The sequence below is a fragment of the Streptomyces sp. NPDC051133 genome (assembly GCF_040682635.1).
Lineage (GTDB): Bacteria > Actinomycetota > Actinomycetes > Streptomycetales > Streptomycetaceae > Streptomyces.
In genome coordinates, this window is sequence record NZ_JBFBBK010000057.1 from 1 (window position 1) to 25359 (window position 25359).

23 protein-coding genes are annotated in these 25359 nt (G+C 73.4%); 11 read left to right on the forward strand and 12 right to left on the reverse strand.

Annotation, left to right across the window (positions count from 1 at the left end):
• Nucleotides 1–120: 120 nt before the first annotated feature.
• A complete protein-coding gene (locus tag AB0N17_RS37665) occupies nucleotides 121–477 on the reverse strand; it encodes an iron-sulfur cluster assembly accessory protein (protein ID WP_030951236.1) in 357 nt (118 codons plus the stop codon).
• Between the two features lie 264 nt (nucleotides 478–741).
• Here AB0N17_RS37665 and nadA point away from each other — a divergent pair, with 264 nt between their 5' ends.
• Nucleotides 742–1926 (forward strand): quinolinate synthase NadA, encoded by a 1185-nt coding sequence (gene nadA, locus AB0N17_RS37670; RefSeq protein WP_366016163.1) that lies wholly within the window; start codon nucleotides 742–744, stop codon nucleotides 1924–1926.
• A gap of 79 nt (nucleotides 1927–2005) precedes the next feature.
• Here the strand turns inward: nadA and AB0N17_RS37675 are convergent, their stop codons facing one another.
• The 3 genes from AB0N17_RS37675 to AB0N17_RS37685 all read right to left on the reverse strand — a co-directional run bounded on the left by AB0N17_RS37675 (nucleotide 2006) and on the right by AB0N17_RS37685 (nucleotide 7137).
• Entirely contained in the window at nucleotides 2006–5107 is a 3102-nt protein-coding gene (locus AB0N17_RS37675; RefSeq protein WP_366016164.1) for an efflux RND transporter permease subunit, read from the reverse strand.
• Nucleotides 5108–5236: 129 nt separating this feature from the next.
• Nucleotides 5237–5914, reverse strand: coding sequence for a response regulator transcription factor (locus AB0N17_RS37680; protein ID WP_366016165.1), 678 nt, complete (start codon nucleotides 5912–5914; stop codon nucleotides 5237–5239).
• Nucleotides 5911–7137: a sensor histidine kinase gene (locus AB0N17_RS37685; protein WP_366016166.1), complete on the reverse strand. Its 1227-nt coding sequence runs from the start codon at nucleotides 7135–7137 to the stop codon at nucleotides 5911–5913. Before AB0N17_RS37685 ends, AB0N17_RS37680 begins: the two co-directional genes overlap by 4 nt.
• Nucleotides 7138–7311: 174 nt before the next feature.
• Between AB0N17_RS37685 and AB0N17_RS37690 the strand changes: the two genes are divergently transcribed.
• Complete coding sequence (locus AB0N17_RS37690; protein ID WP_366016167.1) at nucleotides 7312–8685, forward strand: hypothetical protein; 1374 nt, start codon at nucleotides 7312–7314, stop codon at nucleotides 8683–8685.
• Between the two features lie 61 nt (nucleotides 8686–8746).
• Here AB0N17_RS37690 and AB0N17_RS37695 read toward each other — a convergent pair whose 3' ends face one another.
• Together AB0N17_RS37695 and AB0N17_RS37700 are read right to left on the reverse strand one after the other, a co-directional pair.
• Nucleotides 8747–9025 carry a hypothetical protein gene (locus AB0N17_RS37695; RefSeq protein WP_366016168.1) on the reverse strand — a complete coding sequence of 93 codons (279 nt, stop codon included), beginning with the start codon at nucleotides 9023–9025 and terminating at the stop codon, nucleotides 8747–8749.
• A 33-nt stretch (nucleotides 9026–9058) separates the two neighbouring features.
• Nucleotides 9059–9850, reverse strand: a complete 792-nt coding sequence (locus tag AB0N17_RS37700; protein ID WP_366016169.1) for a PspA/IM30 family protein — start codon at nucleotides 9848–9850, stop codon at nucleotides 9059–9061.
• A 309-nt stretch (nucleotides 9851–10159) separates the two neighbouring features.
• Here AB0N17_RS37700 and AB0N17_RS37705 point away from each other — a divergent pair, with 309 nt between their 5' ends.
• From AB0N17_RS37705 to AB0N17_RS37715, 3 genes are all read left to right on the forward strand, one after another.
• A complete protein-coding gene (locus AB0N17_RS37705; protein WP_366016170.1) occupies nucleotides 10160–10756 on the forward strand; it encodes a DUF3043 domain-containing protein in 597 nt (198 codons plus the stop codon).
• 83 nt (nucleotides 10757–10839) lie between these two features.
• Nucleotides 10840–11541, forward strand: a complete 702-nt coding sequence (locus AB0N17_RS37710; RefSeq protein WP_366016206.1) for a methyltransferase domain-containing protein — start codon at nucleotides 10840–10842, stop codon at nucleotides 11539–11541.
• Between the two features lie 56 nt (nucleotides 11542–11597).
• On the forward strand, nucleotides 11598–12668 hold the full coding sequence (locus AB0N17_RS37715) for a trypsin-like peptidase domain-containing protein (RefSeq protein WP_366016171.1): 1071 nt from the start codon (nucleotides 11598–11600) through the stop codon (nucleotides 12666–12668).
• Nucleotides 12669–12716: 48 nt separating this feature from the next.
• On the opposite strand, the gene AB0N17_RS37720 is transcribed toward AB0N17_RS37715, so the two are convergent.
• Nucleotides 12717–12929 carry a hypothetical protein gene (locus AB0N17_RS37720; RefSeq protein WP_366016172.1) on the reverse strand — a complete coding sequence of 71 codons (213 nt, stop codon included), beginning with the start codon at nucleotides 12927–12929 and terminating at the stop codon, nucleotides 12717–12719.
• A 148-nt stretch (nucleotides 12930–13077) separates the two neighbouring features.
• Here AB0N17_RS37720 and AB0N17_RS37725 point away from each other — a divergent pair, with 148 nt between their 5' ends.
• Nucleotides 13078–14280, forward strand: a complete 1203-nt coding sequence (locus AB0N17_RS37725; protein ID WP_366016173.1) for a bifunctional adenosylcobinamide kinase/adenosylcobinamide-phosphate guanylyltransferase — start codon at nucleotides 13078–13080, stop codon at nucleotides 14278–14280.
• Here AB0N17_RS37725 and AB0N17_RS37730 read toward each other — a convergent pair.
• Nucleotides 14256–15299, reverse strand: coding sequence for a class I SAM-dependent methyltransferase (locus tag AB0N17_RS37730; RefSeq protein WP_366016174.1), 1044 nt, complete (start codon nucleotides 15297–15299; stop codon nucleotides 14256–14258). The two genes, AB0N17_RS37725 and AB0N17_RS37730, sit on opposite strands and share 25 nt — an antisense overlap.
• 133 nt (nucleotides 15300–15432) lie before the next feature.
• Between AB0N17_RS37730 and cobT the strand changes: the two genes are divergently transcribed.
• The 3 genes from cobT (at nucleotide 15433) to AB0N17_RS37745 (ending at nucleotide 19253) form a co-directional block, all read left to right on the forward strand.
• A complete protein-coding gene (gene cobT / locus AB0N17_RS37735) occupies nucleotides 15433–16512 on the forward strand; it encodes a nicotinate-nucleotide--dimethylbenzimidazole phosphoribosyltransferase (protein ID WP_366016175.1) in 1080 nt (359 codons plus the stop codon).
• A gap of 211 nt (nucleotides 16513–16723) precedes the next feature.
• On the forward strand, nucleotides 16724–18520 hold the full coding sequence (locus tag AB0N17_RS37740) for a phosphatidylglycerol lysyltransferase domain-containing protein (protein WP_366016176.1): 1797 nt from the start codon (nucleotides 16724–16726) through the stop codon (nucleotides 18518–18520).
• A 10-nt stretch (nucleotides 18521–18530) separates the two neighbouring features.
• Nucleotides 18531–19253, forward strand: coding sequence for a hypothetical protein (locus AB0N17_RS37745; RefSeq protein WP_366016177.1), 723 nt, complete (start codon nucleotides 18531–18533; stop codon nucleotides 19251–19253).
• A 103-nt stretch (nucleotides 19254–19356) separates the two neighbouring features.
• Here AB0N17_RS37745 and AB0N17_RS37750 read toward each other — a convergent pair whose 3' ends face one another.
• Nucleotides 19357–20121: a hypothetical protein gene (locus tag AB0N17_RS37750; protein WP_366016178.1), complete on the reverse strand. Its 765-nt coding sequence runs from the start codon at nucleotides 20119–20121 to the stop codon at nucleotides 19357–19359.
• Between the two features lie 85 nt (nucleotides 20122–20206).
• Between AB0N17_RS37750 and AB0N17_RS37755 the strand changes: the two genes are divergently transcribed.
• Both AB0N17_RS37755 and AB0N17_RS37760 read left to right on the forward strand, forming a co-directional pair.
• Entirely contained in the window at nucleotides 20207–20992 is a 786-nt protein-coding gene (locus tag AB0N17_RS37755; RefSeq protein WP_366016179.1) for an adenosylcobinamide-GDP ribazoletransferase, read from the forward strand.
• A 69-nt stretch (nucleotides 20993–21061) separates the two neighbouring features.
• Nucleotides 21062–21670 (forward strand): RDD family protein, encoded by a 609-nt coding sequence (locus AB0N17_RS37760; protein WP_366016180.1) that lies wholly within the window; start codon nucleotides 21062–21064, stop codon nucleotides 21668–21670.
• Here the strand turns inward: AB0N17_RS37760 and AB0N17_RS37765 are convergent.
• Genes AB0N17_RS37765 through pelF form a run of 3 tightly spaced genes read right to left on the reverse strand, consistent with a single transcriptional unit; the run spans nucleotide 21625 to nucleotide 25279 of the window.
• The gene (locus AB0N17_RS37765) at nucleotides 21625–22272 is read right to left on the reverse strand and encodes a spherulation-specific family 4 protein (protein WP_366016181.1); all 648 of its coding nucleotides are present in this window, start codon (nucleotides 22270–22272) and stop codon (nucleotides 21625–21627) included. The genes AB0N17_RS37760 and AB0N17_RS37765 overlap by 46 nt on opposite strands.
• On the reverse strand, nucleotides 22269–23774 hold the full coding sequence (locus AB0N17_RS37770) for a hypothetical protein (RefSeq protein WP_366016182.1): 1506 nt from the start codon (nucleotides 23772–23774) through the stop codon (nucleotides 22269–22271). Before AB0N17_RS37770 ends, AB0N17_RS37765 begins: the two co-directional genes overlap by 4 nt.
• Nucleotides 23771–25279: a GT4 family glycosyltransferase PelF gene (gene pelF, locus AB0N17_RS37775; protein WP_366016183.1), complete on the reverse strand. Its 1509-nt coding sequence runs from the start codon at nucleotides 25277–25279 to the stop codon at nucleotides 23771–23773. The genes AB0N17_RS37770 and pelF overlap by 4 nt, the downstream gene beginning before the upstream one ends.
• Nucleotides 25280–25359: the final 80 nt, after the last annotated feature.

Consider the following 25359-nt stretch of genomic DNA (forward strand, 5'->3'; position numbering starts at 1 on the left):
GGGGCATCGGGTTCGGCGCGGTGTGCGGCGGACTGTTCCTGCTCACCTCGTTCATCGCCGCCCTGACCGCGTGCCCCCCTCGCCGGGGGGCCGCCGCCTTCTCAGTCCGTGGCCGTCGGCTCAGCTGAAGGAGTCGCCGCAGGCGCAGGAGCCCGTCGCGTTCGGGTTGTCGATCGTGAAGCCCTGCTTCTCAATGGTGTCGACGAAGTCGATCGACGCGCCGCCCAGGTACGGAGCGCTCATGCGGTCGGTGACGACCTTGACCCCGCCGAAGTCCTTGACGACGTCGCCGTCGAGGGAACGCTCGTCGAAGAAGAGCTGGTAACGCAGGCCGGAGCAGCCGCCGGGCTGGACGGCGACACGCAGGGCGAGGTCGTCACGGCCTTCCTGGTCGAGCAGGGCCTTGACCTTGGCCGCGGCGGCGTCACTCAGGATGATGCCGTCGGTGGCGGTGCTGGTCTCGTCCGATACGGACATCTACATCTCTCCCGGGTTGTACGGAGACTGCTTGCCGACGAGTGCAACCGGCGCTTCCGCGGATTCATTCCGGGCCGGGCAGTCGCGTTGTCGCGTTGTCGCTTCCTTCTTCATGCTCGCACATGGCCGACAGAGCGGACAGCAGCCCGAGGAGCGACCCGGGCGGGATTCACGTCACATGGACGCTATGGGCATCGTCAAACTGACGTGAAGCGGTTATGATAGATAGCGTCAGTTAGACGAAAAGTAGAAAGGGTGCGTGTCGTGACCACCGCCCAGACCCCGGAACTCGACGTACAGCCGACTCCGCTCGCCCTGTTGCTGCTCGGCCGCGAGGCCGACCCGAAGAGCGAGCGGGGCGTCGAGTGCCCCGGCGACCTGCCTTCGCCGTCCGACCCCGACCTGGTCCAGCGCGCCCGCGCGGCCAAGGAGAAGCTCGGCGACAAGGTCTTCGTGCTCGGCCACCACTACCAGCGCGACGAGGTCATCCAGTTCGCCGACGTCACGGGTGACTCCTTCAAGCTGGCCCGGGACGCGGCCGCGCGCCCGGAGGCCGAGTACATCGTCTTCTGCGGTGTGCACTTCATGGCCGAGTCGGCCGACATCCTCACCTCGGACGCCCAGAAGGTCGTCCTGCCCGACCTCGCCGCCGGCTGCTCCATGGCCGACATGGCGACGGCCGAGCAGGTCGCGGAGTGCTGGGACGTGCTGACCGAGGCGGGCGTCGCCGAGCAGGTGGTGCCGGTCTCGTACATGAACTCCTCGGCCGACATCAAGGCGTTCACCGGCAAGCACGGCGGCACGATCTGCACCTCCTCCAACGCCAAGCGGGCCCTGGACTGGGCCTTCGAGCAGGGCGAGAAGGTGCTGTTCCTGCCCGACCAGCACCTGGGCCGCAACACCGCCGTCCGCGACATGGGCATGTCCCTGGACGACTGCGTGGTCTACAACCCGCACAAGCCGAACGGCGGGCTGACGGCGCAGCAGCTGCGGGACGCCAGGATGATCCTGTGGCGCGGCCACTGCTCGGTGCACGGCCGCTTCAGCCTCGACTCGGTCAACGACGTCCGTGAGCGCATCCCCGGCGTGAACGTGCTCGTCCACCCCGAGTGCAAGCACGAGGTCGTGGCCGCCGCCGACCACGTCGGCTCCACCGAGTACATCATCAAGGCCCTGGAGGCCGCGCCGGCCGGCTCGAAGTGGGCCATCGGCACCGAGCTGAACCTGGTCCGCCGGCTGGCGAACCGTTTCGCGCCCGAGGGCAAGGAGATCGTCTTCCTGGACAAGACGGTCTGCTTCTGCTCGACCATGAACCGCATCGACCTGCCCCACCTGGTCTGGGCCCTGGAGTCCCTGGCCGAGGGCAACCTGGTCAACCGGATCGAGGTCGACCGGGAGACGGAGGCGTTCGCCAAGCTGGCCCTGGAGCGGATGCTGGCGCTGCCGTAGGGCTCCCCCGGACAGGACCGAGGCCCGGCTCCCCGGAAGGGGGGCCGGGCCTCATCGCTGTGCTCGGGGCCCGCGGGGTTCAGACACCCGCAGGTTCGAGAACCTCGGCCTCCTGCACCTCGCGCTTCGCGGCCCGCTTCTTCGCCCGCCGCTCCTTGCGCAGCTCCAGCATCGCGTACAGCGTCGGGACGAGGAGCAGGGTGAGCAGGGTGGACGTGATCAGACCGCCGATGACGACCACCGCCAGCGGCTGGGCGATGAAGCCGCCCTCGCCGGTGACGCCCAAGGCCATGGGCAGCAGGGCGAAGATCGTCGCCAGGGCCGTCATCAGGATCGGGCGGAGCCGGTGGCGGCCGCCCTCGATCACGGCCTCGACCACGCCGTGGCCCCGGCGCCGGTACTGGTTGATCAGGTCGATCAGCACGATCGCGTTGGTCACCACGATGCCGATCAGCATCAGCATGCCGATCATCGCCGGGACGCCCATCGGGGTGCCGGTGGCGACCAGCAGCCCGATCGCGCCCGTCGCCGCGAACGGGATGGAGACCAGCAGGATCAGCGGCTGGGCCAGGGACCGGAACGTGGCCACCAGCAGCATGAAGACGATCGCGATCGCCGCCAGCATGGCCAGGCCCAGGTTCTTGAAGGCGTCGTTCTGGTCCGAGGTCACGCCGCCGATCTCCGCCTCGGCGCCCGCGGGCAGCCTCAGGGCCTTGATCCTCGACTGCAGCCGGGTGCTGACCGCGCCCGTGTTGTCGCCGGTCGGCCTGGCCGTGACGGTGGCGGCGCGCCGGCCGTCGATCCGGGTCAGCGAGACCGGGCCGTCCACCAGCTTCACCGTGGCGATGTCGCCCAGCTTCACCGGGCCGAGGCGCAGGCTCTTCAGCTGGGCCAGGGTGGTGGCGGGCTTCGCCGACCTCACGACGACGTCGCGCTCGGTGTCGTCGAGGACCGCCTTCGCCGCCGTCGTCCCGCGGACCGCCTGGGCGACCGCCGCGCCCAGCTTCTGGTCGTCGAACCCGGCCGCCGCCGCCCTGGCATCGGCCTTCACCGAGATCCGCGGCACGCTGGTCGCGAGGTCGCTGGTGACGTCCGTGACGCCGTCGAGGCCGGCGACCGTGGAGCGGACCTGCTCGGCCGCCGTGCGCAGCGCCTGCGGGTCGGCCGCCTTGACCACCACGCTCAGGTTCTGGTTGCCGAAGCCGTCACCGGCCGACACGGTGGTCGTGCCGATGCCCTTCAGCTTCTTCAGGCCGTCCTCGAGGTGCCGCTGGACCTTGTCGTAGGACTTCGAGTCCTCCAGCATCACCTGGTACGACGCCTGGTTGGTGTCCGTGCCGCCGCCGAACGCCGCCATGAAGCCGGAGGAGCCGACGGTGACCTGGTAGTCCTTGACGCCCTCGGTGGACGCGAGCAGCTTCTCGACCCGCTTGGCCTGCCGGTCCGTGGCGGCGAGGCTCGTACCCGGCTTCAGCTCCTGCTTGACCGTGAGGACCTCCTGCTCGCCCTGGTCGAAGAAGTTCGTCTTCAGCAGGCCGCCCATGCCGAACGTGACGACCAGAACGACGATCGCGATCACGACGCTGGTGAGGCGGCGGCGGGTGGCGAAGCGCAGCACGGGGACGTAGAGGCGCTGGAGGCGGCTGTTCGCCTCCTTCTCCTCGGCGCGGCGGCGGGCCTCGTCGGCGTCCCCAGGGGTGCCCTTCGGGGCGCGCAGGAACCAGTACGACAGGACGGGCACGACCGTCAGCGACACCAGCAGCGAGGCCAGCAGGGCCGCCGTCACCGTGATGCTGAAGGAGCCGAACAGGGCGCCCACCATGCCGCCGACCAGGCCGATCGGCAGGAACACGGCGACCGTGGTGAGGGTGGAGGAGGTGACCGCGCCGGCCACCTCGCGGACGGCGGTCAGGATCGCCGCCGTGCGCTCCTCGCCGTAGCCCAGGTGCCGCTTGATGTTCTCCAGGACCACGATCGAGTCGTCGACGACCCGGCCGATGGCGATGGTCAGCGCGCCCAGCGTGAGCATGTTCAGGGACAGGCCGCGCGTCCACAGCACGATCAGCGCGAGGACGACGGACAGCGGGATGGACACGGCCGTGACCAGCGTCGAGCGGATCGACGCCAGGAAGACCAGGATGATCAGGACCGCGAAGAGCAGACCGAGGGCGCCCTCCGTGGTGAGGCCCTTGATGGACTTCGACACCGCCGGGCCCTGGTCGCTGACGACCGTGAGCTTCGCGCCGGAGCCGAGCTGCTCGCGCAGGCCGGGCAGCTTGTCCTCGACCGCGTTCGAGATGGTGACCGCGCTGCCGTCGTGGTCCATGGTCACGGTGACGGCGAGGCTGGGCCGGCCGTCGGTGCGGGTGATCGCGTCGGCCGGGGCCGGCTGCTCCCGCACGGTGGCGACGTCACCGAGGCGTACGGGCCTGCCGCCCTTCTCACCGGTGACGGCGAGGTCCTGGATCTGCTTCAGCGAGGTGAAGCCGCCGCCGACCTGGACGGTGCGGTTGGCGCCGTCCTCGTCGAAGGAGCCGGCCGGGACGGTCGCGCCGCCGGCCTGCAGGGCCTGGCCGAGGGCCGCGGAGGTGAGGCCCGCCCGGGCGAGCTTCGCGTCGTCCGGCGTGACCGTGACCTGGAGGTCGCGGACGCCGGTGACCTGGACGCGGCCCACGCCGTCGATGTCCTTCAGGGCCGGTACGACGGTGGTGTCGAGCTGGTCGGCGAGCGCCTGCTGGTCCTTGCCGGAGGTGGCGGCGAGGACCACGGTCGGCATGTCGTCCGTGGAGCCGGAGACGACCTGCGGGTCCACGCCGTCGGGCAGCTGGTTGCGCGCCCGGTTCACGGCCTGCTGGACGTCGGAGACGATCCGCTTGGTGTCGTTGCCGTAGTCGAAGGACGCCATGATCACGGCGTTGCCCTCGCTCGCGGTGGAGGTGACGCCGCTGACGCCGTCGACGCCCTGCAGGTTGTTCTCGATGGGCTCGACGACCTGCTTCTCCACGACGTCGGGCGAGGCCCCCTGGTACGGGGCGATCACCGACACCATCGGCAGGTTGATGGTGGGCAGCAGCTGCTGCTTGATCTGGGGTATCGCGATCAGCCCGAAGACGAGCGCGACGAGCGACATCAGGCCGGTCAGGGCCCGTTGCCGGAGGCTGAATCTCGACAGCCAGGACATGGATCAGGGTCTCTCTTCAGGGAGCGGCAGACCCCCTCACCCTCACCCATCGCTCAGGGCCGAACCGTAAGCCCAGAGTCCATTTCCTTATCCGGGCCCTACTCCACCCGCAGTACACGCGGGTGGAGATCAGTCCGTCCTCGGACGCACCAGCCCCGACTCGTACGCGATCACCACGAGCTGTGCCCGGTCCCGCGCGCCGAGCTTGGCCATGGCCCGGTTGACGTGCGTCTTCACGGTCAGCGGGCTGACCTCCAGGCGCTCGGCGATCTCGTCGTTGGAGTGGCCGCCCGCGACCTGGACGAGCACCTCCCGCTCCCGGCCGGTGAGCGCGCCGAGCCGCTCGGAGCGGGCGGGGTCGCGGTCGTCGCCGTCGCCCTGGGCGAGGAAGCGGGCGATCAGCCCCTTGGTCGCGGCCGGGGACAGCAGCGCCTCGCCGCCCGCCGCGACCCGGATGGCGTTCAGCAGCTCCTCCGGCTCGCTGCCCTTGCCGAGGAAGCCGGAGGCGCCGGCGCGCAGCGACTGGATCACGTAGTCGTCCACCTCGAAGGTGGTCAGGATGACCACCCGGACCTGTGCGAGGGACGGATCGGCGCCGATCAGACGGGTCGCGGCGAGGCCGTCGGTGCCGGGCATCCGGATGTCCATGAGGACGACGTCGGCGGCCGTCTCCCCGGCCAGGCGCACCGCCTCCGCACCGTCGGAGGCCTCCCCCACCACCTCCATGTCGGGCTCGGAGTCGACCAGCACCCGGAACGCGCTGCGCAGCAGCGCCTGGTCGTCGGCGAGCAGGACACGGATCGTCATGCGGGCTCCCCCGGGGCCGTCGTACGCGCTTGGGTCGTGAGGGGCAGGATCGCATGGACCCGGAAGCCGCCGCCGTAGCGGGGCCCGGTGGTGAGGGTGCCGCCGAGCGCGCCGACCCGCTCGCGCATGCCGAGCAGCCCGTGTCCGCCGCCGGCCTGCGGGGCGCCCGGTGCGGCCGAGCCGTCGTCGAGGACGGTGACCTCGATGTGCGGTCCGACCCGTACGACGCTGACCTGCGCCTGGGCGCCCGGCCCCGCGTGCTTGCGGGCGTTCGTCAGGGCCTCCTGGATGATCCGGTAGGCGGCCAGGTCGACGGCGGCGGGCAGTTCGGTGTCCTCGTCGGTGCGGGCCACGTCCACCGGGAGGCCCGCGCTGCGGAAGGTGGCGGCCAGGTCGTCGAGTCGGCTGAGGCCGGGGGCGGGTTCGGTGGGGGCCGCGGGGTCGCCGGACTGGCGGAGCAGGCCGACGGTGGCGCGCAGTTCGTCCAGCGCGGAGCGGCTGGCCGCGCGGACGTGGGCGAGGGCCTCCTTGGCCTGGTCGGGCCGCTTGTCCATGACGTGGGCGGCGACCCCGGCCTGCACATTGACCAGGGCGATGTGATGGGCGACGACGTCGTGCAGATCGCGGGCGATGCGCAGCCGCTCCTCCGCGACCCGGCGGCGGGCCTCCTCCTCCCGGGTGCGCTCGGCGCGTTCGGCGCGCTCCCGGATGGCCTGGACGACCGCGCGGCGGCTGCGCACGGCGTCGCCCGCGGTGGCACCGATGCCGGTCCAGGCGACGATCGCGAGGTTCTCCTGCGCGTACCAGGGCAGCGGGCCGGCGAGCATGGCGGCGGCCGTCAGCACGGTCATGGTGAGCAGACCGACCCGGAGCGTGGTGGTGCGGTCGGTGGTCGAGGCGACGGTGTACAGGGCGATCACGGCGGACATGGCGACCGGGGCCCGGGGGTCGCCGGTGACGCACTCGATCACGGCGAGGGCGCCGGTGACCGCGAGGACCGTCCGCGCGGCACGGCGGCGGAAGACGAGCGTGACCGCGGCGAGGAACATCAGCACCAGGCTGAGCGGGTCGGGGGTGCGCAGGCCCCAGGTGACGCCGTGCGGGCCGCGGGGCACGACGAAGGAGCCCGCGACCATGCACACCAGGACGCCTGCCGCGATGGCCGCGTCCAGGGCCCAGGGATGGGCCTTGAGGCTGCAGCGGGCGCGGTCGAGAGTGCTCACGTCCTGAACAGTACGGGTGGTTTCCAGCGCCTTGTACCGGTGCGGGGACGAGCGCACCGTGCGGGACGCGGGGAAATTGGGCGTCCGGACGCCCGACGGACCGTCAACTGTCGATCCCCGTTGGCCGGATGTCCTCAGCCTTCTCGCCAGCATCCCGCCGACGAAAGGCCCCCCGTGCGCCCTCAGCTCCGTGTGATCTGGTCCGCCGCAGCGCTCTGTCTCGTCTCGGCCACCGGCCTGACCACCTCCGCCCACGCGGTGACGTACGGCACCCCGACGATCAAGCTGTCGGCCTCCTACCTCTCGGGCGCCGTCGGCGGCACGGGCGACCCCGTCGCCACCGTCACCGTCGCGCAGAGCGGTGCCGACGCCTCCGCCCTCACCGTGACCGCCACCAGGACGAGCGCGAGCGGCGTGGCCGGCACCGGCGACGTCCGGGTCACCGGCACCGCAGGCACCCGTACCGTCGCCGTGACCGCGCACGGCCAGGGCTACGCCGACCTCACGCTGAAGGTGACCGGCCTCGGCGGCAAGACGGCCACGACCACGCTGCACTACGCGGCCTCCCCGGCCGTCCAGCACTCCGCCGACGCCGGCTACCTCACCGGCGCCTCGGACGCCTCCGCCGCGGTGGACGTGGGCGGCGGATACGTCGTCGTCGGCAACGACGAGGACAACACCCTGCGCCTGTACGACGGCTCGGCCTCGGGCGCGCCCGTGCGGACCTGGGCCCTGGACGGCGCGCTGGGTGCCGACAAGGAGGTCGACATCGAGGGCGCCGCCCGCGTCGGCAACACGATCTACTGGACCGGGTCGCTGGGCAACAACAAGGACGGCGTGTACAAGGCCGACCGGAACACGGTGTTCACCACGACCGTCTCCGGCTCGGGTGCCGCCACCCGGCTCACCTTCGGCACGGCGGGGCACCGGCTGCGGGACGACCTGGTGGCCTGGGACGAGGCGAACGGCGACCGCTACGGCTTCGCCGCCGGCACCGCCGACGGGCAGGTCCCGAAGGAGATCGACGGCTTCAACGTCGAGGGGCTGGAGTTCGCGCCGGGCAGCACGACCACCGCCTACGTCGGCTTCCGCGCCCCGCTCGTGCCGCCGCAGAACGGCGGGAAGGCGCTGATCGTGCCGGTGACGAACATGGACCAGGTGGCACGCGGCACCAAGGCGGCCTTCGGCACGCCGATCGAGCTGGACCTCGGCGGGCTGTCCATCCGCGATCTGCGCAGGAACGACGCCGGCCAGTACCTGGTCCTCGCCGGCTCCTGGGCCGCCGACGACAACAGCGACCCATACGCTCTGTACTCCTGGGACGGCGTGGCCGGGCACCAGCCGGTGAAGGTGCTCGATCTGCCGACGGCCGACGCGGGCGCCTGGGAGTCCGTCGTCTCCGTGCCCGACCTGAGCGCCTCCGGCGCCCGGGTGCAGCTGATCACCGACGACGGCTCCGCCGACCTCTACGGTGACGGCACCGAGGCGAAGGACCTCTCCCACCCGGAGTGGCAGAAGTCCCGCACCACCTGGTTCACCCTGAACTGACCCGGAGTCCCGGCCCTGCCCCGGCCCGGACGTGCGCCCCGGGCCGGCTCCCGGGCGGGGGTCAGCCCGGGATCAGCCCGTCGTCGCTGAGCATCTGCCGGACCTCCTCCAGCGACGCGTCCGGCGCCGGCAGGATCAGCTCGGAGGGTTCCAGCGCGTCGTCGGGCAGCGGCTCGCCCAGTTCACGGACCTTGCCCAGGAGGGCCTGGAGAGTGGCGCGGAATCCGGCGCCGTCGCCGCTCTCCACCTCTTCCAGGAGTTCGTCGTCCAGCTTGTTCAGCTCGGCGAAGTGGGCATCGGCGAGCTTCACCTGGCCCTCCCCCATGATCCGTACGATCACGTCGGCCTCCTCGGCTCGGGTCCCGGCGCCGGGCTACTGCTTGTCGAAGCGCGGGGTGTCCTGCGGCTGCTGCTGGGACTGCCCCTGTCCGGTGCCGCCCTCGATCGCCTGCTGCGGGGAGCCCCCGGCCAGCTCGGCCTTCATGCGCTGCAGTTCCAGCTCTACATCACTACCACCGGAGATCCGGTCCAGCTCGGCCGCGATGTCGTCCTTGGCCATGCCGGACGGGTCGTCCAGGGCACCCGAGGCGAGCAGCTCGTCGATGGCGCCGGCGCGGGCCTGGAGCTGCTGCGTCTTGTCCTCGGCGCGCTGGATGGCGAGGCCGACGTCGCCCATCTCCTCGGAGATGCCGGAGAACGCCTCGCCGATCCGGGTCTGGGCCTGGGCGGCGGTGTAGGTGGCCTTGATGGTCTCCTTCTTCGTACGGAAGGCGTCGACCTTGGCCTGCAGGCGCTGGGCCGCCAGGGTGAGCTTCTCCTCCTCGCCCTGGAGGGTCGTGTGCTGCGTCTCCAGGTCCGTGACCTGCTGCTGCAGGGCGGAACGCCGGGACAGCGCCTCGCGGGCCAGGTCCTCCCGGCCCAGCGCGAGCGCCTTGCGGCCCTGGTCCTCCAGCTTGGAGGACTGCTGCTGCAGCTGGTTGAGCTGGAGTTCCAGGCGCTTGCGGCTGGTCGCCACGTCGGCGACGCCGCGGCGCACCTTCTGCAGCAGCTCCAGCTGCTTCTGGTACGAGTAATCGAGGGTCTCGCGCGGGTCCTCGGCCCGGTCAAGGGCCTTGTTCGCCTTCGCGCGGAAGATCATCCCCATACGCTTCATGACACCGCTCATGGGCTTCGCGCGCCCCCTTCTGACGGACTCCAGCTCACAGATCCTGCGACAGAACCCACAGTACGGGCCCTGACTCCATTACCGCACTGTCCGGGAGGTGATGCGCTCATCCCCGAGGACGACTGCGGACGATATCGCTCCGGCGTGAGGAGTAGGTGATCCCCCACCGGGACCCCCTCGGACCCCACCGGGCCCCCCTCGGGACCCCGGCCGGAACGCCCCCTCTGTCCCTCCATGACGCCCGGTGTTGCCGGATCGTTCCCCGCCGGGCTGGGGTCCATGCCGGGGATGCCCTTACCCTTGGGTTTTGTGTTCCGTAGCCGTGCCAAGGATGAGAAGGCCCCCGCCGACAAGGCGCCGGTAGCCCTCTCGAAGCAGCCCCGTGACCCGCAGGCCCCGAAGGGCAGGCCCACGCCCAAGCGCAGTGAGGCCCAGTCCCAGCGCCGCAGCGTCGCCCAGACCCCCACGAACCGCAAGGAGGCCGCGAAGCGTCAGCGCGAGGACCGGCGCCAGGCGCTCCAGCGGCAGCGCCAGGCGCTGGCCAGCGGTGACGAGCGCTATCTGCCCGCCCGTGACAAGGGCCCGGTCCGCAGGTTCGCCCGCGACTGGGTGGACTCGCGGTTCAACGTGGCGGAGTTCTTCCTGCCGCTCGCCGTGGTGATCCTCGTGCTGAGCGTGGTGCGGGTGCCGGCGATCCAGTCGATCGCGCTGCTGCTCTGGCTGATCGTGATCGTGCTGATCGTGCTCGACGCGGCGTTCAGCGGCTTCCGGCTGAAGAAGCGGCTCAAGGAGCGCTTCGGGGACCAGAACACGCGTGGCGCGGTCGCCTACGCGCTGATGCGGTCCCTGCAGATGCGTCGGCTCCGTCTGCCGAAGCCGCAGGTCAAGCGCGGAGAGCGGCCCTGAGCGCAGACGCTTTCACCGGGGGGGCGGCCGACGCCTGGCTGAGCAAGCTGGGCGGCCTGCGCGACGTCGTGCGGCAGGAGCTGGTGGCCCGGCAGCTCGACGAGCAGATAGCCGGGCGGTTCCCGGTCGGGCAGCGGCTGCGCGTGCTCGACGTGGGGATGGGCCAGGGCACGCAGGCGCTGCGGCTGGCCCGGCTCGGCCACCAGGTGACCGGGGTCGAGCAGGACGCGACGATGATCGCGACCGCGCGGGAGACGCTGGCCGGTGAGCCGGAGGGCATCCGCGCGCGGGTCCGGCTGGTGCAGGGCGACGGACGGGACACCGGCGTGCACTTCCTGCCGGGCAGTTTCGACGTGGTGCTCTGCCACGGCGTCCTGATGTACGTCGAGGAGCCCGACCCGCTGGTGGCGGGCCTGGCCCGGATGCTGGCGCCGGGCGGACTCCTCTCCCTCCTCGTGCGCAACGGCGACGCGCTCGCCCTGCGGCCCGGCCTGTCCGGGGACTGGGCGGGCACGCTGGCCGCCTTCGACACGGTCTCCTACCGCAACCGCCTGGGCCTGGACGTCCGCGCCGACCGGCTGTCGGCGCTCACCGCCACCCTCGCCGGGATCGCGGCCCCGCTGCACGCCTGGTACGGCGTCCGGGTCTTCACGGACACCGCGGCGGACGGCGCCGAGATCCCGGAGGACCTGCAGACGCTGCTGGCGGCGGAGGAACGGGCCGGGCGCACGGACCCCTACCGCGGCGTGGCGGCACTGCTGCACCTGTGCGGCGTACGGGGCTGAGCCCGTTCAGGGGAACTCCACGGGCCGGGTGATCACCGCGCGGTGAGACTCGGGGCATGGACGCCTCCCCCAGCCGTGCCCTTCGGAAGACCGTCACCGCCGCCGCACTGGTCTGCTGCGCGGCCCTCGCCGCGGGCTGCACCGAGTCCGTCGGCCCGGCCCGGCCGGAGGCGGCGGTGGCCACCGGGGCGGCCGTGCCGACGGCCGCGGCCGATCTGCAGAGCCGGTTCCAGCAGGTCATCAGGGACGTCCTGCCGTCGGTGGTGCAGATCCAGGCGAGCCATGACCTGGGCTCCGGAGTGGTGTTCGACGACAGGGGACACATCGTCACCAACGCGCACGTGGTGGGGTCGGAGAAGACCTTCAAGGTGACGACGGCCCACACCGAGGAGCCGCTCACGGCGAGCCTGGTCTACTCCTACCCCGAGCAGGACCTCGCCGTGATCAAGCTGGACAAGGTGCCGGACGGGCTGAAGCCGGCGCGGTTCGGGGACTCCGGGAAGGTGGAGGTCGGGCAGCTCGTCCTGGCCATGGGATCGCCGCTCGGGCTGTCCTCCAGCGTGACCCAGGGCATCGTCTCGGCGACCGGACGGACCGTCAGCGAGAACGGCGGCGGGGGGACGGGCGCGACGATCGCCAACATGGTGCAGACGTCGGCCGCCATCAACCCCGGCAACAGCGGGGGCGCCCTGGTCGACCTCGACGGGCGGGTCATCGGCATCCCGACGCTCGCCGCGGCCGACCCCGCCCTCGGCGGCAGCGCCGCGCCCGGTATCGGGTTCGCCATCCCGGCGTCGATGGTGCGGACGATCGCGGAACAGATCGTGAAGCACGGCAAGGTCGTCGACTCCGGGCGGGCCGCGCTCGGCATCACCGCGCGGACGGTGGTGGACGCCGGCTACCGGCCGGCCGGGGTGGCGGTGGTCACCGTGCACGGCGGCGGCGCGGCCGACAGGGCGGGGCTGCGGGCCGGGGACGTCATCACCGAGGTCGGCGGCCGGCCCGTCACCACCCTCACCTCGCTGGCGGAGGCGCTGGCCACGGCCGAGCCGGGGCAGCGGACGACGGTCACCTACCAGCGCGCCGGCGCGCGGCGGACGGCGCAGGTGACGCTGGGCGAGCAGTGAGGAGGGCCGCGGCCGAACGCGGACGCCCTCCTCACCGCCCGGCGGGTCCTACGACGCGTCGGCGTGCAGGCTCATCGGCCCGTAGATCTCGCTGGTCTCCTCGAACAGCCGCACCTGGTCGGCTCCGCCCTCCTGCAGCGCCTTCCAGTGCTCGCCGATCCAGGACTCGGCGTCCCCTTGCGTGGTGAACTCCTCGGGCTGCACCGAGGGCTGGACCTCCGTCCCGTCGGCCTTCTCGAACCGCCACGTCCATGCCGTCATGTAGGCCTCCTTGTGATCCAACTCCTGCTCGTCAGCGTATGCGCTCCGCCGGGTCGGCCGTTAGAGGTGGTGGATCACCCGCGGGCCGGTGGCGTCCCCAGGGAGCCGCAAGTGAGCGGTACCCGCCGGCACAGGTGAGAATCGGTGCGTGGAAGTGACTCTGCTCGGTACTGGTGCCCCGGCCGGACTGCCTCGGCCCGACTGTCCCTGCGCCGCCTGTGCGGTCGCGCTCGGACCGGACGCGCGGGCGGCGACCGCCGTGCTCGTGGACGGGTCGGTGCTGCTCGATCTGACGCCGGGTGCGGCGTTCGCGGCGGCGCGGGCCGGGCATTCGCTGGGCGGGGTACGGCAGGTGCTGCTGTCACATCCGCACGACGGCCCGCCGGTCGAGGTGCCGGCCGGGCTGCCGCAGCCCGGACGGGTGCCGGACGGGCGGGAGTTGACCCTGCTGACGGGGCATCGGGTGCGGGCCGTGGCGATGGACGCGGGCGGCACCGGGTACGCGGTGACCGGGGCGGACGGGCAGCGGTTGCTGTATCTGCCGCCCGGCGGGGCCCCGGCCGGTCTGGAGGAGTCGACGGCGCGGTCGTACGACATGGTCCTCGTGGACGTGGTGGGCCGTCCGGACGCGCTGGCCCGGCTGCGGGCGGTCGGCTCGGTCGGCCCGACGACGGATGTGCTGGCCGTCCACCTCGACCACGACGTGCCGCCCGGCCCGGAGTTGCACCGGCGGCTGGCGGCGGCCGGGGCGCGGGCGGTGCCGGACGGTACGACGCTGGCGGTGGGGGTGTACGAGGACGTGCCGGACGTGCCGCGCCGGACGCTGGTGCTGGGCGGGGCGCGGTCGGGCAAGTCGGTGGAGGCCGAACGGCGGCTGGAGTCCTTCCCGGACGTGCTGTACGTGGCGACCGGGGGGACGCGGGGTGGGGACACCGAGTGGGCGGCGCGGGTGGCCGCGCACCGGGAGCGGCGGCCGGGGTCGTGGCGTACGACGGAGACGACCGATCTGGTGCCGCTGCTGGCGGAGGAGGGCCCGCCGCTGCTGATCGACTGTCTGTCGCTGTGGCTGACGGACGTCATGGACTCGGTGGGGGCCTGGGACGACGCGGAGTGGGCGGGGGGCGGTGAGAAGGCGCTGCGGGAGCGGGTGCGGGAGCTGGCGTCGGCGGTGCGGGCGAGCCGGCGGACCGTTGTCGCGGTGTCCAACGAGGTCGGCTCGGGCATCGTGCCCGCGACGGCGTCCGGCCGCCGCTACCGGGACGAACTGGGGCGGCTGAACGCGGCGTTCGGGTCGGAGTGCGAGCAGGTGCTGCTGGTCGTCGCGGGTCAGGCCGTGGTGCTGCGGGGCTGAGCGGCGCCCGGCGGCCCCGGCGCGGGGGCCTGCGGCCGGGCGGGTGCGCGGGCCACGAGCCGGTAGGTGTTGGAGAAGGGGGTGCGACGGGTCAGGGGGGAGAGGATGTGGTCCAGCTCCGAGGCCAGGATCAGGGCGGGGGTGGCCACCGCCCGCAGGAGGGGGTGGGCGTGGGCCACGGCCAGGGCGACGGCCGCTGACAGGTCGTAGGGGATGTGCGCGGAGCCGCGGTCCGTCACCAGGACCGTGCAGCCCAGGGCCTCCAGCTCCGCGCGGAGGTTGGCCGGCGGCATCAGGCTGAGGGTGCGCGGCTGGCCGTAGGGGAGCCACCACCTGCCGAGGAGCAGGGCGAACGCGCTGCGCGGATCGGTGACTTCGATGACGAGGTGGCCGCCGGGACGCAGGACCGTCAGGGCCGCGCGGAGCTCGGCGCGCGGGTCGGGGGCCTGCTCCAGGTGGTGGAACATGCTGACCACGTCGTAGCGGGCGCGCAGCCGGGCCGTCGTGCCGGGGGTGGTGAGGTAGCCGCGGTGGGCCTCCTCGATCCGCTCCTCCATGGCCGCCTGCTCCACCCGGGCCGTCGGGTCGAGTCCGTCGAAGCTGGTGTACGGGAAGAACTCCTTGGCCGCCTCGGGGAAGCGGGCGTGGCCCGTGCCCACGTCCAGCCAGCTCTCCGGTTCGGGCAGCTCCGACAGCCGGTGGGCGGTGGCGCGGTGCCGGCGGCGGACCTCCTGCGGGGTGAGGAGGCGGTCCGCGAACTCCTCCAGCTGCCGCTCGTAGAAGTCCCGGTGGAAGAAGGCGAGTCCCTCCGCCGTGAGCCGGGGGTTCTGGAAGGTGTGGGCGCAGTCGTCGCATCTGTCGAGCGGGAACGCGCCCGGCCGGTGCCGCAGCGGATCGGCCGCGCGCACCCGGACGCGCAGCCGGGGGGAGCCGCACCACGGGCAGTTCTCGCGGCGCGGTTCCAGGAAGGTGTCGGCGGCGTCCGAGGTGACGTACGGCGTGGGGGGCGAGGTCGGCATGGGCGGCTCCCTGTGCGACATTCCGCTGCAAACCGGAACGTATGGGATCCCGATCCGGGGAGCAAAGACATCGTCGGAGTGTGGTGGCCATGTGGCGCGGAAGCGTTCGTTCGCTGGCGGTACTGTTCGGCGAATGAGCAGGCTTAATCTGGACGACTTCACCGATCTGATCGAGCGCCCGGACGGGGGCGTGCGCCGTGACGCCGAGGCCCGGCGGGAGCGCCAGATCGTGCCGCCCGGCGCGCTGGGCCGCCTCGACGAGCTGGGCGAGTGGCTGTCCGCCGCCCAGAGTGCCGTACCGGTACGGCCGGTCGAACGGCCCCGGGTGGTCCTCTTCGCCGGTGACCACGGCGTCGCCGGGCTGGGCGTGTCGGCGCGGCCCGCGGGCGGCGCCGGGCAGCTGGTGCGGGCGGTCCTGGAGGGTGCGAGCCCGGTGTCCGTGCTCGCCCGGCGGCTGGACGTGCCCGTGCGGGTCGTGGACATGGCGCTGGACTGCGAACCGGACGCGTTCCCCGAGGACGTCGTACGGCACCGGGTGCGGCGCGGCAGCGGCCGGATCGACGTCGAGGACGCGCTCACCCTGGACGAGGCCGAGGCGGCGCTGCGGGCGGGTGTCGCGGTCGCCGACGAGGAGGCCGACTCCGGCACCGACCTGGTGGTGCTCGGCGACATCAGCGTGGGCGGCACCACGGCGGCGGCGGTGCTCATCGCCGCGCTGTGCGGCACCGACGCCTCGGTGGTGACCGGGCGGGGCGGCCTCGCGATCGACGACCTGGCGTGGATGCGCAAGTGCGCGGCGATCCGGGACGCGCTCAGGCGGGCCCGGCCGGTGCTCGGGGACCAGCTGCAGCTGCTGGCGACCGTGGGCGGGGCGGACCTGGCGGCGATGACCGGGTTCCTGCTGCAGTGCGCGGTGCGGAAGCTGCCGGTGATCCTGGACGGCGTCGTGACCGCGGCGTGCGCGCTGGTCGCGCAGCGGGTCGCCTTCCGGGCGCCGGACTGGTGGCTGGCGGGGCACGACAGCGGGGAGCCGGGGCAGGCGAAGGCGCTGGACCGGATGGCGCTGGAGCCGCTGCTGGAGCAGGGGGTGAAGGTCGGCGAGGGCGCCGGCGCGCTGCTGGCCCTGCCGCTGGTGCGCAGCGCCGCCGCGCTGGCCGCGGAGCTTCCCGAGCGGCCGGAGGACGAGAAGGAGCCGGAAGAGGCTCAGGAGTAGTCGGGTTTCGGCCGGTTCGCCACCGCCGGTCCCCGCCGTCCGTCCCCGCCGTCCGTCCCCGCCGTCCGTCCCCGCCGTCCGTCCCCGCCGTCCCCGCCGTCCCGGCCGAGTGCCGTCGCGGCGGAAAGACGGCGCGGGCGCTGCTCGCACGGCAGCACGGATGACCTGAATAACATGGTTCGCGGCCAGGTCGCCCATATGATCCTTCACCATGGGAGATGCCCGAATTGCCGTTCAGTCGCGAACCGAACCAGGGCGCCCGAACGCGCAGGGGCGGCGGTCGACCGGGGCTTCCCGGCGGGGCGCCGCCCTCGCCGTCTGGTATCTGCGGACCGTCGCCTTCATCAACTTCCTCAGCGCGGTGTGGGTCTCGCTCGGCCAGGACGTGCGCCGGCACAACCAGGACGACTTCTTCACGCCCTATCTGCTGACCGCCGGCTTCGCCTCGGGCCTGTTCACCGCGTTCCTGGCGATCACCATGCGGCGCAGGAAGCGGGCCGCGTGGATCCTCAACACCGTGCTGAGCGGGGCGTTCCTCGCGCTGTTCGCCTTCGCCATGGCGTTCCCGGAGATCCGGCGGTACGCGCAGAACTGGGTGTCGCTGGGGCTGACGGCGGCCTTCGTCGGGGCGCTCCTCGTGGGCCGGCGGGAGTTCTACGCCAAGGGCGACCGGGCCAATCCGCGGCTCGCCGCGACCGTCGCCGTCGGGGGCGGGCTCGTCGCGAGCCTGCTGGCCGGGCTGCTGGTGACGGTCACCAACCAGGCGCCGGACACGGCCCGTTCGACCTTCCTCGAGCGCTGGCACTACGGCGCCCTGCGGCTGGTGTCGGTGGCCGCGGAGGAGTCCCGCTTCCCCGGCATCGACCCGCCGAACTGGGCCAACGTCGCCGTCAACGTGCTCAGCACGGCCCTCGTCCTCGCCGTGTTCTACGCGGCCTTCCGCTCCCGGCGCGCCGTCGACCCGCTCACCGAGGACGACGAGAAACAGCTGCGGGCGCTGCTGCAGCGGCACGGCGAGCGGGACTCCCTCGGCTACTTCGCGCTGCGCCGGGAGAAGAGCGTGGTGTGGTCGCCGACCGGGAAGGCGGCCGTCGCCTACCGCGTGGTCGGCGGGGTGAGCCTGGCCTCCGGGGATCCGCTCGGCGACCCGGAGGCGTGGCCGGGGGCGATCGCGCCGTGGCTGGCCCAGGCGCGGGCGCACGGCTGGATCCCGGCGGTGATGGGGGCGAGCGAGGAGGCGGGGACGGTCTACGGCCGGCACGGGCTGGGCGCGCTGGAGCTGGGCGACGAAGCGCTCGTGGAGGTCGCCGAGTTCACGCTGGAGGGGCGGGCGATGCGCACCGTCCGGCAGGCGTACAACCGGGTGAAGCGGGCCGGGTACGAGGTGCGGATCCGGCGCCACGAGGACATCCCGGCGGACGAGACGGCGTATCTGGTCGAGCGTGCGGACGACTGGCGGGACGGGGCGACCGAGCGCGGGTTCAGCATGGCGCTGGGGCGGCTCGGGGACCCCGAGGACGGCCGGTGCGTGATGCTGGAGTGCACGGACGCCGAGGGCCGGCTGCGGGCGCTGCTCTCCTTCGTGCCGTGGGGGCCGCACGGACTGTCCCTGGACCTCATGCGCCGGGACCGGGACTCCGACAACGGGCTGATGGAGTTCATGGTCATCGAGCTGCTGCGGCGGGCCGGAGAGATCGGGATCACGCAGGTCTCACTCAACTTCGCGATGTTCAGGTCGGTCTTCGAACGTGGGGCGCGCCTCGGTGCCGGACCGGTGCTGAGGCTGTGGCGGTCGCTGCTCAGCTTCTTCTCCCGCTGGTGGCAGATCGAGTCGCTGTACCGCGCCAACGCCAAGTACCGGCCCATCTGGGAGCCGCGGTTCCTGCTCTTCGAGAAGAGCGCGGACCTGCTGCGCATCGGCCTCGCCTCGGCCCGCGCGGAGGGCTTCCTGGAGGCGCCGGGACTGCCGAAGTGGCTGCACCGCAGGCACCTGGACACGCACAGATGAGGGACCTTCCATGAACCGGCTCGCCCGCTGGGCCCGCACCGAGTGGGGCCTGCTGTACGTCACCGTGCGGGAGGCCGTGGCGAAGCGGTCCCTGCGGGCGCTCCCGATGACGGTCGGGGTGGTGTGTCTGACGGGCTTACTGCAGTACGTGCAGAACCAGCCGTGGGGCTATCCGATCGTGCAGAACGCGGGCGCGGTGCGGGCCGAGGACCCGCTGTGGATGGCCCTGCTGCGCACTCCGCTGTCGCTGTACGTGCCGGCGCTGGACCTGCCGGTGTGGGGTGCGCTGGCGCAGATCCTGTTCGTGTTCGGGGTCGCCGAGATCTGCCTGGGGTGGTGGCGGGCCCTGGCCATCGCGTACGTCGCCACACTCGCCGGGACGCTGTACGCGCGCACGGGCATCGGGTTCGGCGCGCACGCCCCGTTCGGGCTGCCCTGGACGGACGCACAGGTGGTGGACACCGGTCCGTCGGCGGCCGTGGTGGGGCTCGCCGTATTCGTGAGCTGGCGGTACGGCGCCTATCTCACGGCGGGCGCGGTGACCTTGGCGATGGTGGCCGAGGTGCTGCTGAAGGAGAACCTGGCGGGCAAGGAGCACCTGGCCGCGCTGATGGCGGTGGGAATGCTGTGCCTGGCGGTGGCGGTGCGCCACCGGTACGGCCAGGAACCGCACGACCGACTGACCCGCACCCGACGCCTCCGCCCGACCCCGGCCCGCCCGAAGGTGCCGTAGCCGCACGGGCGGCCCCGGGGCGTCGGCGGCGGACGGGCAGGGTTGAAGGTGCCGTAACCGCACGGGTGGCCCCGGGGCGTCGGCGGTGGTCGGGCAGGCGGCGTCAGTGGTGGTCGGGCAGGCGGGTCGTGTGGGGGTCGGGTTTGCCGCCGATCCAGTCCTGGACGGCGCGGCTCGGCCGGGACCAGCGGCGGTCGTGGCGGTAGGCGCGCAGGGCGGCCCGGGCGCGGGCGCGGGGACGGCGGCCGTAGAAGCGGCGGGCCCACAGCGACCCGGGGCGGGCGAGCCGGATCGCGCCGACGAGCGCGACCAGCGGCACGACGGCCCCGAAGATCGCGGTGCGGGCCTTGCCCTTGCTCAGGGCCACGAGCGAGAAGAGGAAGTTCACGGCGATGGTGCCGATGACACCGCCGCGGTCCTGCAACTCGTCCTGGGACATGTCGTTGACCCCGAACGGGACGAACCCGGCCAGCAGCAGGCCGACGAGGGCGGCGGTGACGACGACGACCTCGACGCTCTTGCGGCCGTCCTCGCCCCAGTAGACGTCGTCCAGGTGCAGGATCAGCGCGAACTCGTCCAGCACCAGCCCCGCCCCCATGCCGAACAGCACGGCGGAGACGGTCGCGCCGGTGCTGTTCCGGTCGCTGGCGACCGCGCCGAAGCCGCCGACGACGGTGAGGAGGACGCCGGGGACGACGTGGTGGATGTGCAGCCCGCCCGCTTTCACGTTGCCGAACGGACCCCTGCCCGCCCGGATCAGGCGGGTGATCACCCGGGTGACCGCGAAGGTCAGCACGAAGGCGGCGAGGGCGAGCAGCAGCGGGAGCTTCCCCGGTTCGACGACGTTCCGCACCCACCAGTGCCCCATATGCGCACCTTATCCCCGCCCGCGGAAGGGGGCTCCGTACCCGCCCGCAGAAGGGTGCCCCGCGGGCGCCTAGTACCCTGCGCCGGTGCTCAAGTCCTCCCCCCTCGACGGCCTCCGCTTCGCCTTCGGCACGCTCACCGTGCTGCCCGTCCGGGTGCGCCGCTGGGACCGGGAGGCGGCCCGCGGCGGGATGCTGACCGCCCCGGTGGCCGGGCTGGCCGTCGGCGCGGCCGCGGCCGGACTCGGCCTGCTGCTGCTCCTCCTGGGCGCCGGTCCGCTGCTCGCCGCCGTCGCCTCGGTCGCCGTACCCGCCGCGCTGACCCGTGGCCTGCACCTCGACGGGCTCGCCGACACCGCCGACGGGCTGGGCAGCGGCAAGCCCGCCGAGGACGCGCTGCGGATCATGAAGCAGTCGGACATCGGGCCGTTCGGGGTCATCACCCTCGTCCTGGTGCTGCTGGCCCAGGTCGCCGTGCTGGCGCAGCTGTACGGCGACTCCTGGGCCCGGGGCGCCGTGGCGGCCCTGACCTCGGCGGTCGTGGCCCGGCTCGCGCTCACCCTGGCCGCGCGGACCGGGGTGCCGGCCGCCCGGCCCGAGGGGCTGGGGGCCGCGGTCGCCGGGGTGGTGCCGGTGCCGGGCGCGCTGGCCGTCACGGCCGCCGTCACGCTCGCCTCGGCGGCCTGGGGTGCGGTCCTCGGCCCGTACGGCGGCCTGCGCACGGCACTCGCGGCTCTGCTGGCCCCCGCCGCCGCCGAACTCCTCCTGCGCCGCTGCGTGCACCGCTTCGGCGGGGTCACGGGGGATGTGTTCGGAGCGCTCGCGGAGACGGCCGCCACGACCGCGCTCGTGGTGCTGGCCCTCGGAAAGTGACCCCCGCTGCGCCCGGCGGGCTAGGATCTTCGGCCGTACACGGAGAAGAAGCGTGATCGGGGGACATCCGTGCTCACACTGCGCCGCGCCATGGCCTGGTTCATCGACTTCGCGCTGGTGGTGGGGGCGGCCTCGCTGCTCGCGGTCCTCACCTTCCACCGGATCACCGCGCTCGTCACCGACGTGCCGGAACTGGCCACGAAGGGCGGCCTCGACCTGCTGGCCTCGCGCGGTGACGTCATCGGCGCCTCCGAGCACCTCGGGCTGTCGCTGTGGGACAAGGTGGTGCTGGACGTGGAGGAGGCGTTCGGGGCGCTCGTCCTCGTCACGTTCCTCTACCAGTGGGCCTGCCTCGCCCTGCTCGGCCGCACCCTCGGCAAGGGCCTGACCGGACTGCGGGTCACCCCGCGGCTGTCCCGGCACGCCCTGCGCCGGGCCGCCGTCACCACCGCCGCCGACGTGGCCGTCTACGCGCTGGCGTGCATGCTGCTGGTCGAGGGCCGGTTCCTGCTGTCGGTGCTGGTGTGGGCGTTCGCGGTGGTGCTGTTCCTGGTGAACGCGGTGCCGGTGCTCTTCCCCGGCCGCCGCTCCCTCGCCGACCGGCTGGCCGGCACCGCCGTCGAGGGAGCGTTTCAGCGGGTGGAGGTCAAACCGTGGGGCAGCGTGCCCCAGGGGTGAGCGCCGGCGCCGGGCACCGCGCAGTGCACGGCAGCGCCCCGCTCCCGCGCCGCGGCGGCCACGTCCACGCCGGGCGGGACGCCGTACACCAGGTGGCACTGGCGCGCCCCGGCCGGCGGGACGGGCGACGGCGGGCGGCGGCGGTACGCCGTCCAGGGGCCCTCGAAGGTGACGAGCAGGTCGGCGAGGGCCGCGTAGGCGGGGTGCGGCGGGGTGCCGTGGTTCAGCGCGAGGGTGCCGAAGCCGAGGGCCCGGGCGACCGTGGCCAGCCGCGCGTAGGGCCCCGACGCGTCGAGCCGGGTGCTGACCTGGTCCAGGAAGACGCCGTCGGCGCCGTACCAGGCGCGGTGCCGGGCGAGGTCGGCCACGACGTCCTCGAAGCGCCGGCGGCCGTAGCCGGTGTCGACGTAGCCGAGCACGGTCACGCCGGCCGTCCGCAGCCGCGTGGCCGCCTCGGCGAAGTCCGGGTCGGGGCGGTCGCCGGGGCCGCTCGCCGGGTTGAGGACGACTCCGTACAGACGAGGCGCCGCGGCGAGGATGGCCGCCCATTCGGCCGGGCGGACCGCGGGGTGTTCGTAGTACGGGACCAGCAGGGTGCTCATCGGTGGGCCGTCACCCTTCCGAGCAGGCAGTGGACGAGGGCGGCCTGGGCCACGACGGCCGCGCCGTACACGGCGAGGCTCGCGTGCTGCGCGTGGCCGAGCAGCGCCAGGGTCTGGGCGAGGGCGGTGGCGCAGCACACCGCCGTGGCGCCGAGCACGGCGCCGAAGGACTGCAGCAGCAGCCCGGTCCACAGCACCGCGCCGAGGGCGAGCAGCCCGGCCAGGCACGGGCCGGTCGGCGCGGGGGCGCCGGGCCAGAGCGCGGGGACGGTCAGGGCCAGGGCGAGCAGGGCCGCCAGATAGCCGGTGAGGCAGCCGGCCAGGACGCGCGCGGTGGCCCGGCGGAAGGCCCGCGGGGTGGCGCCGGCGCGCAGCGCGGCCAGAGCCCGGCTGCGGAACCGGTACAGCAGCCATTCGGCGGGTCCCATGCTGAGGGTGAGCGCGACGGCGGCCGGCGCGGCGAACGCGGACCGCCCCGCGCCGGCGAGGACGTCCCCGAGGGCCGCGTGCACCACCAGGACGCCGCTGCCGAGCCCGAACACGGCGTACGGCAGCGAGCCGGCGAGCCGGGGTCCGGGGGCCGGCCGGGACGGGAACCGGCGGCCCGACTCCCCTGCCGCCGGAGCCACTTCGCGCAGCCCCAGTGCGGCGACCGCGGCCAGGGAGATGAGCAGCAGGGTCAGGCGGGCCGGTCCGGGGAGGGGGTGGGCCAGGGCGAGGAGGGCGCCGGCCGTCGTCGGGAGGAGGGCCGCGAGCAGGACGCGTTCACGCCCCCTCACCAGCAGCACCCCGGACGCGGCCAGATAACAGGACTGACCGGCGGCGAACGCGACGTCCGCCGGGTGCCCGGTGCCCGGGACGGCGAGCGCGGCCAGCGTGCCGAGCAGCATGCCCGCCGGGGCGCCGGTCAGCAGGCACCGGCGGGCCGCCGTGCGGTCGCCCAGGCCCAGCCACACGTGGGCGCGGTGGGCGAGCCCCTGGTTCCAGGCCCAGCCGCACAGGGCGCCCGCCAGCAGGGCGCGGGTGCCGGCCGGGAGGCCCGGGGTGTCGTGCGGGCCGGTGAGCAGCGGGGCCCCGAGGACGTAGGCGAAGCCGGGCAGGGCGAAGACGAGCCCGCGCAGGAGGCAGGCCGGCAGGCCGATCCGCCAGGGGTCGGCGGGCGGGCCGGGCGGCTCGGGGTGGGCGCGCGGGGTGCGGGCGTAGAGCCGTTCGGCGAGCGCGAAGGAGTCCGGCTCGCCGTAGCGCTCGCGTATCTGCTCGTCGGACAGGCCGCCGGACTCCAGCAGGGCGGCTATCTCGTCCGGGTGGACGGCGGCGGCCACGGACTCGTCCAGGTCGCGGGCGAGTTCGTCGATCGGGTCGGGCCGTGCCCAGCCCGGCCGGGTGCGCTGCCGGGGGAAGCCGGCCGGAACCCGGGGGCGGTCGTGCACGGGGGCGTGGTCGTGCACGGGGGCGTGGTCGTGCACGGGGGCGTGGCCGTGCACGGGGGCGTGGTCGTTCACCGGCCGGCCCCGTCGTCCGTCGCGCCCGTCGCGCCCGTCGCGTACCAGGGGTCGCGCAGCTCCACGGTCCAGTCGGTGACCGTCTCGACCGTGGGCTCGTACCGCTCGGGACGTCCGGCGAGCTCCCGGTAGATGGTGCGGAAGTTGTCGACCGAGCGGCGGAGCGTGAACCGGTCGATCACCCGTTGCCGGGCCGACTCCCCCAGTTCCAGCCGTCGTTCGTCGTCACGGAGCAGGGTGAGCGCGGCGGCGGCCATCTTCTCCGGTTCCCGGGGCGGCACCACCAGACCCGTGTCGCCGACGGCCTCGCGGACCCCGCCGACGTCCGTGGAGACCGTCGTACGACCGCAGGACATGGCCTCGATGATCGAGAACGGGAAGCCCTCGGAGATGGAGGACAGCATCACCAGGTGCCCGGCGGCGTAGGCGCGCCAGACCTCGGTGACGCGGCCCTCGAAGGTGAGGCCGTCGGTGACGCCGAGCTCGGCGGCGAGCTTCTCCAGGCGGGTGCGGTAGGCCTCGCCGCCGGGCGGGACCGGCCCGAAGAGCCGCAGCCTCGTCTCGGGGAGTTCGGCGCGGACCAGGGCGTAGGCGCGCAGCAGGGTCTCCAGGTCCTTGATGGGATCGACGCGGCCGCACCAGGTGAGGGTGGGCACGTCGGGTTCGGGCCCGGCGTGCGGGAAGGCGTGCGGATCGACGCCGTTGTAGACCGTGCGGATCCGGTCGCGGTCGGCGCCGCCGCGCTCCTCCCAGCGGCGGTTGTACCGGTTGCACGGTGTGATCAGGTCGGCCGCGCGGTAGCCGTGGGAGTTCAGCGCGCGGTAGAAGCCGAGCAGGAACGCCTTCACGGGCCAGCGGTGCCCGGCGCCCCGGTGTCCGAGATACCGCTCGCGCAGATAGATGCCGTGCTCGGTGAGCAGGAACGGCACGCCGTCGAAGTGGTGCGCGGCGAGCGCGGGCAGGGTCGCGAGCCCGCTGCTGACGGCGTGTGCCACGGAGTCCTCCGGGATGCGTACGCCGAGCGGGCGCAGGGCGTGTTCCAGCAGGTCGGTGGCGGTCAGCGCGTCGTGCACGGAGGGCCGGGCGGCGGCGGTGGGCAGGTGCGGCATGGTCCAGATCCACTGCAGCGACCGCAGCGCGGACTCGCTGCGCAGGGCCGCCGCCAGCCATCCGTCCCGGGCGATGACGGCCAGGTCGTACAGGGCTTCCCCGAAGTCGCAGCGTGTCCCGGGGTCGAGGAAGGACAGCAGCAGACGCTCGTAGGCGTCGGTGAAGCGGTGCCGGGCCCTGCCGTGGGGGGCGCGGGCCCGGCCGGGGCGCGGGCCCCAGGTCGGCACGGTGGTGTGCCGGCGGACGTTCGGCGGCAGCTCCCAGGTGACGGGCTCCCGGCCGCTGCCGGTGAGCGAGACGAGGTGGAAGTCGACCTCGGGCATGCCTCTGACGAGCTGGTCGCACCAGGTGCTGACCCCTCCGTGGAGGTGCGGGTAGGTGCCCTCGGTGAGCATGGTTATGTGACGGCCGGTACGGATGGGGTCCCCCTGGGGCGCAGTGCGCCTTCTAGCTCGGTTCCATTCGTTGATCGGCG